13 protein-coding genes and 1 pseudogene are annotated in these 12,019 nt (G+C 67.8%); 6 read left to right on the top strand and 8 right to left on the bottom strand.

Features of this window, described 5'->3' with window-relative positions; translation table 11 throughout:
• Positions 1–74: 74 nt before the first annotated feature.
• Positions 75–191, bottom strand: a pseudogene (locus BTE28158_RS23095) (transposase); the annotation flags it as partial.
• Positions 192–290: 99 nt separating this feature from the next.
• Here BTE28158_RS23095 and BTE28158_RS23090 point away from each other — a divergent pair.
• The gene (locus BTE28158_RS23090) at positions 291–578 is read left to right on the top strand and encodes a hypothetical protein (protein ID WP_239007428.1); all 288 of its coding nucleotides are present in this window, start codon (positions 291–293) and stop codon (positions 576–578) included.
• Positions 579–659: 81 nt separating this feature from the next.
• Here BTE28158_RS23090 and BTE28158_RS23085 read toward each other — a convergent pair whose 3' ends face one another.
• Entirely contained in the window at positions 660–1,370 is a 711-nt protein-coding gene (locus tag BTE28158_RS23085; protein WP_151049887.1) for a YceH family protein, read from the bottom strand.
• Positions 1,371–1,780: 410 nt separating this feature from the next.
• On the opposite strand from BTE28158_RS23085, the gene BTE28158_RS23080 reads away from it, so the two are divergent.
• Both BTE28158_RS23080 and hutC read left to right on the top strand, forming a co-directional pair.
• A complete protein-coding gene (locus BTE28158_RS23080) occupies positions 1,781–2,545 on the top strand; it encodes an SDR family oxidoreductase (RefSeq protein ID WP_151049885.1) in 765 nt (254 codons plus the stop codon).
• A gap of 44 nt (positions 2,546–2,589) precedes the next feature.
• Positions 2,590–3,327, top strand: coding sequence for a histidine utilization transcriptional repressor HutC (gene hutC, locus BTE28158_RS23075; RefSeq protein WP_059604799.1), 738 nt, complete (start codon positions 2,590–2,592; stop codon positions 3,325–3,327).
• A 106-nt stretch (positions 3,328–3,433) separates the two neighbouring features.
• Here the strand turns inward: hutC and BTE28158_RS23070 are convergent, their stop codons facing one another.
• On the bottom strand, positions 3,434–4,282 hold the full coding sequence (locus BTE28158_RS23070) for a phytanoyl-CoA dioxygenase family protein (protein ID WP_059604797.1): 849 nt from the start codon (positions 4,280–4,282) through the stop codon (positions 3,434–3,436).
• A gap of 45 nt (positions 4,283–4,327) precedes the next feature.
• Positions 4,328–5,113, bottom strand: coding sequence for an ABC transporter substrate-binding protein (locus BTE28158_RS23065; RefSeq protein WP_124901752.1), 786 nt, complete (start codon positions 5,111–5,113; stop codon positions 4,328–4,330).
• A gap of 592 nt (positions 5,114–5,705) precedes the next feature.
• Here BTE28158_RS23065 and BTE28158_RS23060 point away from each other — a divergent pair.
• Positions 5,706–6,572, top strand: coding sequence for a LysR family transcriptional regulator (locus BTE28158_RS23060; protein ID WP_151049883.1), 867 nt, complete (start codon positions 5,706–5,708; stop codon positions 6,570–6,572).
• 59 nt (positions 6,573–6,631) lie between these two features.
• Here the strand turns inward: BTE28158_RS23060 and BTE28158_RS23055 are convergent, their stop codons facing one another.
• From BTE28158_RS23055 to BTE28158_RS23045, 3 genes are all read right to left on the bottom strand, one after another.
• Positions 6,632–7,105: a nuclear transport factor 2 family protein gene (locus BTE28158_RS23055; RefSeq protein WP_151049881.1), complete on the bottom strand. Its 474-nt coding sequence runs from the start codon at positions 7,103–7,105 to the stop codon at positions 6,632–6,634.
• Positions 7,106–7,139: 34 nt separating this feature from the next.
• Positions 7,140–8,324: an amidohydrolase family protein gene (locus tag BTE28158_RS23050; RefSeq protein WP_151049880.1), complete on the bottom strand. Its 1,185-nt coding sequence runs from the start codon at positions 8,322–8,324 to the stop codon at positions 7,140–7,142.
• Positions 8,325–8,392: 68 nt separating this feature from the next.
• Positions 8,393–9,592, bottom strand: a complete 1,200-nt coding sequence (locus BTE28158_RS23045) for an amidohydrolase family protein (protein WP_151049878.1) — start codon at positions 9,590–9,592, stop codon at positions 8,393–8,395.
• Positions 9,593–10,022: 430 nt separating this feature from the next.
• On the opposite strand from BTE28158_RS23045, the gene BTE28158_RS23040 reads away from it, so the two are divergent.
• Together BTE28158_RS23040 and BTE28158_RS23035 are read left to right on the top strand one after the other, a co-directional pair.
• Positions 10,023–10,637, top strand: coding sequence for an outer membrane lipoprotein (locus BTE28158_RS23040; RefSeq protein WP_059604781.1), 615 nt, complete (start codon positions 10,023–10,025; stop codon positions 10,635–10,637).
• Positions 10,638–11,116: 479 nt separating this feature from the next.
• On the top strand, positions 11,117–11,623 hold the full coding sequence (locus BTE28158_RS23035; protein ID WP_059604778.1) for a GNAT family N-acetyltransferase: 507 nt from the start codon (positions 11,117–11,119) through the stop codon (positions 11,621–11,623).
• Between the two features lie 59 nt (positions 11,624–11,682).
• Here BTE28158_RS23035 and BTE28158_RS23030 read toward each other — a convergent pair whose 3' ends face one another.
• Entirely contained in the window at positions 11,683–11,862 is a 180-nt protein-coding gene (locus BTE28158_RS23030) for a twin-arginine translocation signal domain-containing protein (protein ID WP_279608086.1), read from the bottom strand.
• Between the last annotated feature and the right edge of the window lie 157 nt (positions 11,863–12,019).

Below are 12,019 nucleotides of genomic sequence, written 5' to 3'. Positions count from 1 at the left end.
GACGCCGGATATATGTACGCAATCGACTTCCGTGTCCGTCAACTTCCGTTTGCTATTGGGAGCAGTCCATATATGTAGAAAGTCGTCTCGGTGATTCCGAGCTTGCGACAGATCTCTTCGACCTTCGTACCCAGCTCGGCTTGCTTCAGTGCAAATGCGATCTGCTCTTCCGTAAACTTGCTCGTCTTCATGGCATGGCCTTCGTGTCTGCTTGGACACATCATGCCGAATTTCTCTACTTTTGAACCGAACTATTTCTTGGTTCAGGGTCACGCACGTATTACGACGACGTGGCGAAGTGGCAAGGTGGTGTCGTCCGCTACGCGAAATCGAAGGCGGCGATTCCGCTGCTGTTCAAGCACGTGGATCAGGAAGAACTCGCGGAAGGCCGCCCGTACCAGTTCACGACGACGTGGTGGGAAATGGTCGACGGCAAGATCAACGGTGAATACGAAATGATGAGCCAGGGTGCGATCGTCTATTCGATGACGTACACCAATGCGCGCACCGGCAAGAAGACCGACTTCGCGTGGGCGCAGGACGTCGATGCGTCCGAGAAGACGGGGTGCCGCTGGTAGCGCGGATTCGAGCGATGCCGGGAGGCGCGTTCGTCACCCGGCGCGCCCTCGGCCGCGCCGGTGTCGAGTTGGCTCGGGCGGTCAGCCGGCGTCGCCTGGGGTGTCGACGTCGATCCCGAGTTCGGTCGCCATGCGCTGAACGAGCGCGTTCAGCCGCGCCACCTCATCCGCAAGCCGCTTCTGTTCGGCCTTCAGCGCCTCGAACTCGGACGGCGGAACGGAGTCCGCGCCGGCGCCCGCATCCGAACCGGCGAATTCGGCGATGTTCACCTCGCCGCACATCAGGTGCATCCAGCGATTCTCGCGCGCACCGGGCGCGCGCGGCAGCCGGATGACGAGCGGCTGCGCACGCGCCGCCAGTTCGTCGAGGAACGCCTCGACCGACGAGATGTCCGCGAAGCCATGCAGGCGTGCGCTGTTCAGGCGCAGTTCGGCGGCCGTCTGCGGGCCGCGCAGCAGCAGGATCGTCAGCAGCGCGATCGCCTGGCTCGGAATCCCGAGCACACGGTTCATGTTGTGCTCGAAACGCGGCACGCGGCTGCTGCTCCCTTCCATCACGAGGCTCAGATGCTTGAGCCCGTCGAGCGCGCTCGTGACTTCGTCCTCGCTGACGTTCATCACCGGCGAGCGCGCGGTTTTCTGGTTGCAGCCCGAGGTCAGCGCATTCAGCGAGAGCGGATAGGTGTCGGGCACGGTGTGCTGCTTCTCGACGAGCACCCCGAGAATGCGGGCCTCGAGAGGCGTAAGTTCGCGCAGGGCGCGTGGCGTGGGCATGTCCGGCGTGGTGTTCATGGATGCGTCGCAGCGTGCAGCAAGTGAAGGGAAACGGTCGCGCCCCGTCCGGCGTCGCGAACGAGCGAGCCATATGATAGCTCGCGACGTGGCGCCCGGCGCCACTCGCGGCCATGGCGTGCGGACTTGCCGCAGCCCGCTTTCGTCCAACGTATCGGCCACGCGGCGGTGCGCGGCGGCGCATGCGTTCGACGTCGCGAATTCACGCACCGCGCCTGCGCGCGGCGTCGCCCCGCGTTTGCGCGTCGCGCGGGCCGGCGGTACGATACGCGTTCACCTGGGGATGCGGTGCCGCACGCGGCCGACTTCGCGCGCCACGCCAGCACCGCGCATCGCCCGTCCCGCACGCCGTGCCGCCACGCATGTGCGCCACGCGTCAACACGGTTCATCCGTTCACTCGTTCACCGCCATGACTGCATCCATCTCAGCGCCGCCCGTGCGCGCCATCGTCACCGGACACACGCGCGGCCTCGGAGCGTCGCTCACCGAACAATTGCTGCAGGAAGGCATCGCCGTGCTCGGTGTGTCGCGCAGCCGTCATCCGTCGCTCGCCGCGCAGGCCGGCGGCCGTTTCGCCGAAATCGAGCTCGACCTGTCGGACACGTCGGCCATCGCGACGTGGCTCGCCGGCGACACGCTGCGCCGCTTCGTCGACGGCGCGTCGATCGTGCTGCTCTTCAACAACGCGGGCATCGTCGATCCGATCGGCCCGCTCGACGCGCAGGATCCGACGCTCGTCGCGCGCGCGGTCGGCGTGAACGTCGCGGCGCCGCTGATGCTGTCGGCCGCGCTCGTGCAGGCGGCAGCGGCGCCGACCGAATGCCGGATCCTGCACGTGTCGAGCGGCGCCGCGCGCAACGCGTATGCGGGCTGGAGCGTCTACTGCGCGACCAAGGCGGCGCTCGATCATCACGCGCGCGCCGTCGCGCTCGACGCGAACCGCGCGCTGCGGATCTGCAGCGTCGCGCCGGGCGTCGTCGATACGGGCATGCAGGCGACGATCCGCTCCACCAGCGAAGCGAACTTCCCGATGCGCGAGAAATTCGACCAGTTGAAGTCGAGCGGCGCGCTGTCGACGCCCGAAGCGGCCGCGCGGCAATTGATCGGCCATGCATTGAGCGACGCGTTCGGTTCGGCGCCGACGGCCGACGTTCGCGAACTGTCCGCGACCTGATCCGGGATAGAATTTCGCGGTTGCCTTTCCCCGAGGATCCCCCGATGGTCACGAAGACCACCGCACCGTTCCAGCAGATCAAGACGCTCGTCCGCCAGCATGTCGATGCGGGCGACTGGCGCCCGGGGGACCGCATTCCGTCCGAACTCGATCTTGCCGCGCAGTTCGGCGTCGCGCGCATGACGGTCAACCGCGCGCTGCGCGAGCTGACCGAGGAAGGCGTGCTGAAGCGCATCGCGGGCGTCGGCACCTTCGTCGCCGAGGTGAAGCCGCAGTCGAACTTGCTGATGATCGCGCATATCCGCGACGAGATCCGCGCGCGCGGCCACGAGTACCGCTGCCGCGTGCTCAGCCAGTCGCGCGAGCCTGCATCATTCGACGTCGCGGCCGCGTTCGGGCTCGCGGTCAACACGCCGGTCTTTCACGTGGTGTGCGTGCACGAGGAAAACGGCCGCCCGATCCAGCTCGAGGATCGCTACGTGAACCCGGCCGCCGCGCCAGAATTCATCGACCAGGATTTCCAGGCCGAGCCGCCGTCCGAATACCTGTTCAACAACGTGTCGCACTACGAACTGGAGATCGAACACGTGGTCGACGCGTCGCTGCCGACCGGCGAACAGGCGCGGCTGCTCGACATGCGCGCCGACGAGCCGTGCCTCACGCTCACGCGCCGCACCTGGACGAACGGACTGCCAGTCACGTTCGTGCACTTCCTGCATCCGGGCAACCGCTACCGGCTCGGCTCGCGCTTCAAGCCGGGCGCCGGGCGGCACCAGACCTGAACCTTCCCCGACACTCGAAAACGACCACGCGCGGCGGCCGCTTCATCGCAAAACGGACGCCGCACGCGTGATCTCACCCGATGGCGTCGCTCTGCGTCGCTCACGCTCAGATCGCCCCGACCTGCCCCGCGCCACGCGACCACACGACCGGAAACAGCGCATGCTCGAGCGGCGCGCCGTCCGGCAGTTCGTCCGCGAGCCCCGGGAAATCGGGCGACGTCTTCCAGCGGCGCGGCGCGTGACGGATGTCGTCGCCGACGAAGCGGATCGAGAACGCGCGCCGGCGGTTCTGCGTGCCGCCCGATGCATGCAGCGTGAGCATCCGGAAGCACACCATGTCGCCGGGCTCGAGCGCCCAGTGGCGGATCGGGAACGCCGCGCGGTCGGCTTCGATGTCGGGCAGGTCGGCGAGGCTGCCTTCCGGGAACCACTTCGCCTCCTTGTCCATGAACGTGCGCGGCATCAGCCACGGCCCCTGGTGCGAACCCGCGACGAATTCCAGCGTCGATTCGAGCGGCACCGGATCGACCGGAATCCACATGCTGACGTTGTCGTCGCCTTCGATGTTGTAGTACGGCTGGTCCTGGTGCCACGGCGTGCGCTGCCGCGTGCCGGGCTCCTTCACGAGCAGGTGGTCGTGATGCAGCCGCACCGTCTGCGTGCCCATCAGCGCGGCGGCCACCGACGGTGCGGGCGAGCGTACGATGAAGTCGCGGTACGCGTCGTTGTGCTGCCAGTTGCAGAAGTCCTCGAAGAACCAGCCCGGGTCGTCGGGCCGGCTCGCGACCTTCGCGCGCGCGCTGGGCTGCGCGAGGTTCGCGTCGATGCCGGCACGCAGCGCGGCCACTTCGTCGGGCGAGAAGATGCCCTTGATGCAGACCGCGCCTTCCTCACGGAAGGCGGCGATCAGCTCGGGCGTCACGGCTTGCGCGACGCGCTCCTGGATACTCGTCATGGTTTGCCTGTCGATGGAATGAATCACGGATTCACGGTGCGACGCTCACTGCTTCGCGCCGTAGATGTCGAAGTCGAAGTATTTCGCGGCGATCTTCTGGTACGTGCCGTTCGCGCGGATCGCGACGATCGCGTCGTTCAGCCGCTTCTTCATCTCGGCGTCGCCCTTGCGCACGCCCATCGCGACGCCGTAGCCGGTGATGCGCACGTCGGTCACGTCGGGGCCCGCGAACGCGTAGCCCTTGCCGCGCGGCGTCTTCAGGAACGAGTAGCCGGCCTGCGTCTTGTCCTGGAAGGTCGCGTCGAGGCGGCCGTTCACCAGATCCTGATACACCTGGTCCTGGTTCTGGTACGACACGATCGTCACGCCCTTGGTCGCCCATTCGGCCTTCGCGTACGCCTCCTGCGTCGTGCCCTGGTCGATCCCGATGCGCTTGCCGGCGAGCGACGCGGCGGTCGGCAGCAGCTTCGAACCGGCCGGCGCGACGAGCGCACCCGGCGACGCGTACAGCTTGTTCGAGAAGTCGATTTGCTTGAGTCGCTCGTCGGTGGCCGTCATCGCGGACATGATCACGTCGAACTTGCGCGCGCGCAGCGCCGGAATCATCCCGTCGAAGCCCTGCTCGACCCACACGCATTTCGCGCGCAACTGCTCGCAGATCGCGTTGCGCAGGTCGATGTCGAAACCGGCGAGCGAGCCGTCGGGCTGCTTCGCCTCGAACGGCGGGTAGGTGGGATCGATGCCCCAGCGGATCGTCGCCGTGTCCTGCGCGAACGCGACGAGCGGCGCGAACGCCAGCGCGGAAACGACGAGCTTTGCAGTGCGGTTCATGGTGTGTCCTTGTGGTCTCGACGCGGCGGGCGAGCGCCGGGCGTCCGTTGGGGAGCGTCGTGCCGGCAGGCCCGGCACGGTGCGCGAAAGACTGGGACTTCGATGAAACTGCGATGCAGTCTAGACTGCACGATATTCGAGCGCAAGCCGAGCGAATGAACGTGGAGCCCACGGGCTGGAATTGCATGGAGAATTCGCGCTGAAAGAGCGATGTAACATGCAAAATATAAGAATTTACCGGAAATTCGCGAGCGTTCACGCGTTTACCCGGTAATGCGCACAGTCGGCGGAGAGTGCATTTGATTGAATATCCACAAGCCGGGACGATCGGGAATCACCCCTCGCGATTTACCCGGACCGGGTTCTGACCTATACCGCGTTGATGTTACGGTCGAACCGATTCATGTGATCGGCGTTCATGTCCGCGTGCGCCGCCTCCACATGATTGCCGTGCACCGCGATCGGCCGCGCCGCGCGGCAGCGCCTCCGGCGCCGGGTCCGGCGAAACCGCGATTGCCCACGGGCTCGGGCCATGTTAAAAGTCGTCGCATGTATTTGTAAATGAAATGCTCGACGCCAGAAAAGTGCAGAAATGAATAGACCTTTGTTCGACCTCGACCTGTTGCGCGCGCTCGTGATGGTCGCCGACTGCGGCAGCTTCACGACCGCGTCCGCGCGCCTGCATTCAACGCAGTCGACGGTCAGCCAGAAGGTGCGGCGGCTGGAGGAGATCGCCGGGCATCGCCTGCTCGACCGCGGCACGCGCGACGTGCGGCCGACTGACGCCGGCGTGACGGTGCTCAGCTACGCCCGGCGCATGATCGCGCTGAACGACGAGATGCTGGAAGCGCTGTCGGGCGCGACCGTCGCGCTGACGATCCGGCTCGGCGTGCCCGACGATTTCGCGGCGGGCCGCACGACCCATGCGCTCGCCGCCTTCAAGCGCGATCATCCGCAGGTGAAGCTTGAGGTGATGTGCGGGTTGAGCCGCGATATCTGCGCGGCCTACGATCGCGGCGAGCTCGATCTGGTGCTGATCAAGCAACGGCGCGACAGTCGCGAGGCGGTGGTGCGCTGGCCGGAGAAGCTGCGCTGGATCGACAGCGCACAACATCCGACGATCGAGCTCGATCCGGTGCCGATCGTCGTGTTCCCGCCGCGCGGGCTCTATCGCGACGACATGATCAAGGCGATCGAGGAACGCGGCCGCCGCTGGCGGATCAGCTTCACGACGTCGAGCCTGAGCGGCATCCAGGCGGCCGTCGCGGACGGGCTCGGCATCAGCGTGCTGCCCGCGCGCGTGGTGACCGACGAGCACGTGGTGCTGACCGAGCAACGCGGCGGCTTCGCGCCGATCGAGAACATGGACATCGCGATCCTGCATCGGCCGACGGCCGATCCGATGGTCAGCGAACTGACGAAGGCGCTCGCGGCGATGCTGGAGCAGGAGGAGGAATGAGCGCGGCGATGCCGGTCGGCATCAGCCGAGCAACCGCGTGACCGGGGAAGGCACGCGCGTCAGAACATCGTGTTCCCGTTCGCCGCCTGCTCCGGCACCGGCTGGTTCACGTCCCAGTGCTCGACGATCTTGCCGTTCTCGAGCTTGAAGATGTCCATGATCGCGCTGCCGCGTGTGCCGGGTTCGCGCACCGCATGCACGTGCAGGATCACGTAGTCGCCGTCGACGAACGAGCGCTTGATCTCGCTGTGCGACTGCGGATATTTGTCACGCAGGAATGCAATGAATTGGCGAAAGCCGTCGCGGCCGTCGGCCGCGTTCGGGTTGTGCTGCACGTAACGATCGCCGACGTACGCGAGCGCGGCGTCCGCATCTTTCTCGTTCAGGCCTTTTTCGTAGAAGGCGAGCACCGTCCGCCGGTTGGCTTCCTGCTGCGCGTCGGTCGGGCCGGCCGCCACCGCATGCGCGGCGCTCGCGGCGACCAGAGCCGCCGTCATCCATCGTGCGGCCCGTGCCGCTGTCGTGCGTCGCATCGTCGTCTCCCGGGAAATCCGGCTGAAAACCGGATCATACCGGGGCGCCGTTGCGCGCGACGATCTTCCCCGACGACACGACAAGCCGCCGCGTCGGCCGCGCGACGACGGCCTCGGCGAACGTCAGCGCATCGACGAGCACGACGTCCGCACGCTTGCCCACCTCCAGACCGTAGTCGGCGAAGCCGCAACCGCGTGCCGCGCCGTGCGTCACGCAATCGAGCGCGACTTCGAGTGCGTCGTCACGGCGGAAATCGTTGCGCATGCCGATCAGCATCGCGCGTTCGAGCATGTCGGGCGACCCGTACGGCGTCCACGTATCGCGCACGCCGTCGTTGCCGCCGATCACGGTCACGCCGGCCGCACGGCACGCGGCGACCGGCGGCACCGGCACCGCGGCCGGCGCGGTCGTGACGATCGCGACGCCGAGTTCGGCCATCCGCGCGAGCAGCGCGTCGCGCTCGCGTTCGGTGATATCGCCGAGACAGAACCCGTGACTGATCGTGACCTTGCCCTGCATGCCAAGCGCGGCAGTGCGCTGCAGGATGAGGTCGAGCGAGTACGCGCCCATCGACCCGCGCTCGTGCAGGTGCAGGTCGAGCCCGCGACCGTGACGCTCGGCGATCCCGAACAGCACGTCCACCGCCTCGACCGGATCGCCTTCGATCGCGCACGGATCGAGGCCGCCGAGCAGATCGGCACCGGCGGCGAGGGCTTCGGACAACAGCGCATCGGTGCCCGGCCGCTTCAGCACGCCCGACTGCGGAAATGCGACGATCTGGATCTCCACCTGGCCGCGCAGCGTCTCGCGCGTCGCGAGCACGCCGTGCAGATGCCGCAGCCCGGCCTCGGTGTCGACATCCACGTGCGTCCGGATGCGCGTCGTGCCGGCCGCGAGGAACGCGCGCGACAGCGCGAGCGACGCGGCGCCTGCATCGTGGCCGCTCGTCGCGCGGTAGTTGCGTTCGTTCTCGATGCGGTCGACCAGGCGCGGCCCCACCGCGTTGCGATACCACGGCATTCCCCAGTGGGTCTTGTCGAGGTGCGTGTGGCCTTCGACGAGGCCGGGCAGCGCGCGCGCGCGCGCACCGTCCTCGATCGCGCAGCCGGCGGGTGCGTCGAGTGACGGGCCGACGCGCGCGATGCGCTCGCCTTCGATCAGGATGTCGAGCGCTTCGTCTGCATGCATGCGGACGTTGCGGATCAGCAGGTTCGTCATGTCGGTTCCTGTGTGGTCGGTCAGTGCAGGGCCTTCACGATGCACGCACCGCGACGGCGGTCAGGTCGTTATCGCGTGAAACGTTGTGCCGGCGCGAACGGCGCACCGGTATCGCTTTCGCCGCGGCGGAACACCCAGCGTTCGGCCGGCACGCCGGCGACGGCGGCCGCCGCATTCGGCGCGCGCACCGCGACGAAGCTCGCTTCGCAGCCAACCGCGATGCCGTAGTCGGCCTTGCCGATCGCGCGCGCGCCGGCATGCGTCGCCATGTCGAGCGCGATGGCGAGCGCGTCGTCGGTGTAGAAACCCGAGCGGTAGCCGACCATCATCGCGCGCTGCAGCATGTCGCCGTTGCCGTACGGCCACCACGCATCGCGAATGTTGTCGTTGCCGGCGAACACGTGCACGCCCGCATCGCGCAGCTGCCGCACCGGCGGGAATGCGCAGTCGCCCGGCGCATTGGTCAGGATCGACACGCCGGCGCCGGCGAGTGCCGCGGCCGCACGCTCGACCTCGCCATGATCGACCTGGCCGAGCGCATACGCGTGGCTCACGTTCACGCGGCCACCGAGGCCCGCCGCGCGCGTGCGCGCCGCGATCCGCAACAGTTGCGCGATGCCGGTCTCGCCCGGTTCGTGCAGGTGGATGTCGATCTTCGCGCCGCGCTTCTCGGCGATGCCGAACACGATGTCGAGTTGGCCGTCCGCGTCGCCGTCGAGCGTCGTCGGGTCGATCCCGCCGACCACGTCGGCGCCCTCGCGCACGGCCGCATCGAGGATCGCGGCGGTGCCCGGGCACGTCACCACGCCGGCCTGCGGGAACGCAACCAGTTCGATGTCGACGACCCCGCGCCATTGTTCGCGCGCGGCCATCACGGCCTGCAGGTTCGACAGGCCGGTCGTCGCGTCGACGTCGACGTGGCTGCGCATCGCGATCGTGCCGAACGCGGCGGCCTGCGCGATCAGCGCATTCGCGCGCTCGACGATCGGCGGAGCGGCCGCGAGCTGGCGCTTCTCGACCGCGAGCCGCTCGCGCAGCGAGCCGACCGGTTCGTGCGGCACCCAGCGGTCGCCGACGAAGCTCTTGTCGAGATGGATGTGGCCGTCGACGAAGCCGGGCAGCACGACGCGCCCGCCGAGGTCGATCGTTTCCGCGCCGGGCGCGGCGGTGCAATCGGCCCCGATCGCGACGAAGCGGCCGTCATGGACGGCGAGGTTGACGGGCTGGCCGCCGGCATCGACGGCGTTGGTGAAGAAGCGATCGGTCATGACTCGGAACGTGTGGGGCGGTCGCTGCGCGACGCCGGCTCGGATGGCCGAAAGGACCGCGGCCGGCACGGCCCGGCCGTTGGCAGGGAATGCGGTCACGATATCGGACGCGATGGCCAGTGGCCAATTAAATGTCGCGATGCCGCGCATTCGATTTCGCGATATACGGACGGGCCGCCCCGTCGCGCCTGGCGCGGCGATCGGGTGCGATCGCCGGGACGGTGCCCGCATTGCCGACAAGCGTGCCTCGGCACGGTCGCGGCCGGGCGTAGCGCGCCGCCTCGCCCGGCCGCGATTTGCGCGGCAACAGACTTTACACGTTGTTACCCGGCCGCACCGGACGCGCATCCGCCCTTTCCTTATACTCACGCCGAGTTCGCCACCCGTCCGGGAATTCGTCGGCGAACACGTTGCCGATGCAGGAAACATCATGATGCGCATGCCTTCCACGAAGACCGTTCTGTTCGCCTCGCTCGTCGCCGTGGCGGCGCTTCCGCTGACCGCCTGTGTCGCGCCGGGCTACTACGGCGCGCAACCGGGCTATCCGCAGCAACAGTACGCGACGCCCGGTTACGCGCAGCCCGCGTATTCGCAACCCGGCTACGTGCAGTCGCAGCAGCCGGCATATCCGAGCCAGGCCCCGCAGTACGACCAATACGGCAACCCGCAGCCTTACGCCGGCCAATACGGCAACGGCTACGGCACGCAATACGGCACCGTCACGAACATCCAGCCGGTCAGCGGCTCGATCGGCACGTCGGGCGTCGCCGGCACCGTCGTCGGTGCGCTGGTCGGCGGCCTGGTGGGCAACCAGTTCGGCCGCGGCCACGGCCGCGATGCTGCCACCGTGATCGGCGCGCTCGGCGGCGCCGTCGCCGGCAACCAGATCGGCCAGCAGATGGGCGCGGCCCAACCGCCGAGCAGCTACCGGATCGACGTGCAGGTCAGCGACGGCTCGACGCGCTCGTTCGACGTGCAGTCGCCAGGCAACCTGCGCCCGGGCGATCGCGTCCAGATCAACGGCAATCAGCTGTCGCGTTATTGATCTGGGTCGCGTGCACCTGAGCTGATCGGGTGCATCGCGGACACCTCACGTCGCGTCCGCATTTCACGCGTCCGACGCCGTGCGCCGCTTCGGCGCAACGCACGGGCGCGCATTGCTTCATCCCCGCTCCTTCCATCAGCGCGGCACGCTTGTCGCGTACGGCACTGCGCCGTCACGCGCCTCACGTCGCGCACCGGCCGCGGTCGGGCTCGCATCGAACGCTGCGGCCGACATGTCCGCATCCGGTTCGTTTCCGCTCGCATCCCTTCGACGCCGAGTGCGCGATTGCCCGCAGGCATCGCGAACGCTCATTCATTCTCCACGCGTCATCTCCAGCGCCCTTCGCGCATCGGCGCCCTTCATCACGCGTGCCGATCGGGCAAACGAGTGCGTGCGTTTCCGCTTAGCATTGTCGACACCCTGCCGCGCATCGCGCCGCAGATTCCGATATCCCGGCACACCAACGACAATCCCGACCGATGATCACGATCCGCCTGCTCGACGCCGCCGACGCGGCGCAGTTCCAGTCCGTCCGCCTCCGCGCGGTCGACACGTCGCCGACCTCGTTCCTGCCGACCCGCGACGAAGAAGCACGCGTCCCGGTCGATGAATTCGCGACGCGCATCACCCCAACCCACGAGCGCGCCGTGTTCGGCGCGTTCGACGACGCAACGCTCGTCGGCATCACGGGCGTGCGCCGCGATGCGCGTGCCAAGGTCGCGCACAAGGCGACGATCTGGGGCGTGTTCGTCGACCCCGCGTATCGCGGGCGCGGCATCGCGCAATCGCTGCTCGACAACGCGACCGCGCACGCAGCGCAAGCGTGGCAGTGCATGCAACTGGTCCTGTGCGTGAATGAAATCAACGGCGCCGCGGAACGGGTGTACGCGTCGCGGGGGTTCGTCCGGTTCGGCACGGAACCGCGTTCGCTGTTCGTCGACGGCCGCTTCTACGACGAACACCACATGGTCAAAACGCTGGCATGACGCGTCGCGTTCGCGCGCCCTTGGCCGGTCGCACGCGAATGCCTCTCCACGCCGTTACGTCATCGCTTGTCGATGATCGCCGTGTTGACAGCCTGCCCGGCGATCGTCACGTTCGTCAGGTCAACCGCCGCGTTGGGCACGGTGCCGGCAGCAAATGCTCGTGTGGCCGCGAACAGTCCGCCGAGCACAGCACCGCCTGCGAGTGCGCCGGTCCAGCCGATGAAATCGCGGCGCGACACCTCTGCTGCGGCGAAGGCGATCGGACGGACGAAGGCGAACGGCAGCGGTTTGCGGCCGTGGGCATTCCTTCAATGGTTGGGGTATCAACACGCCAGGCGGCGGCCCTCCATTCATACGTCGTCGCACCACAAGGCAAAGCCTCGCCGTGATCGAAAT

It is taken from the genome of Burkholderia diffusa (assembly GCF_902499115.1).
GTDB classification, from domain to species: domain Bacteria; phylum Pseudomonadota; class Gammaproteobacteria; order Burkholderiales; family Burkholderiaceae; genus Burkholderia; species Burkholderia diffusa.
This window is presented reverse-complemented; position numbering and strand designations above follow the sequence as displayed.

Coding starts and splice junctions, on each gene's coding strand:
- BTE28158_RS23085 (WP_151049887.1), bottom strand. CDS start 1,370: ATGAACACCACGCCGGACATGCCCACGCCACGCGCCCTGCGCGAACTT.
- BTE28158_RS23080 (WP_151049885.1), top strand. CDS start 1,781: ATGACTGCATCCATCTCAGCGCCGCCCGTGCGCGCCATCGTCACCGGA.
- hutC (WP_059604799.1), top strand. CDS start 2,590: ATGGTCACGAAGACCACCGCACCGTTCCAGCAGATCAAGACGCTCGTC.
- BTE28158_RS23070 (WP_059604797.1), bottom strand. CDS start 4,282: ATGACGAGTATCCAGGAGCGCGTCGCGCAAGCCGTGACGCCCGAGCTG.
- BTE28158_RS23065 (WP_124901752.1), bottom strand. CDS start 5,113: ATGAACCGCACTGCAAAGCTCGTCGTTTCCGCGCTGGCGTTCGCGCCG.
- BTE28158_RS23060 (WP_151049883.1), top strand. CDS start 5,706: ATGAATAGACCTTTGTTCGACCTCGACCTGTTGCGCGCGCTCGTGATG.
- BTE28158_RS23055 (WP_151049881.1), bottom strand. CDS start 7,105: ATGCGACGCACGACAGCGGCACGGGCCGCACGATGGATGACGGCGGCT.
- BTE28158_RS23050 (WP_151049880.1), bottom strand. CDS start 8,324: ATGACGAACCTGCTGATCCGCAACGTCCGCATGCATGCAGACGAAGCG.
- BTE28158_RS23045 (WP_151049878.1), bottom strand. CDS start 9,592: ATGACCGATCGCTTCTTCACCAACGCCGTCGATGCCGGCGGCCAGCCC.
- BTE28158_RS23040 (WP_059604781.1), top strand. CDS start 10,023: ATGATGCGCATGCCTTCCACGAAGACCGTTCTGTTCGCCTCGCTCGTC.
- BTE28158_RS23035 (WP_059604778.1), top strand. CDS start 11,117: ATGATCACGATCCGCCTGCTCGACGCCGCCGACGCGGCGCAGTTCCAG.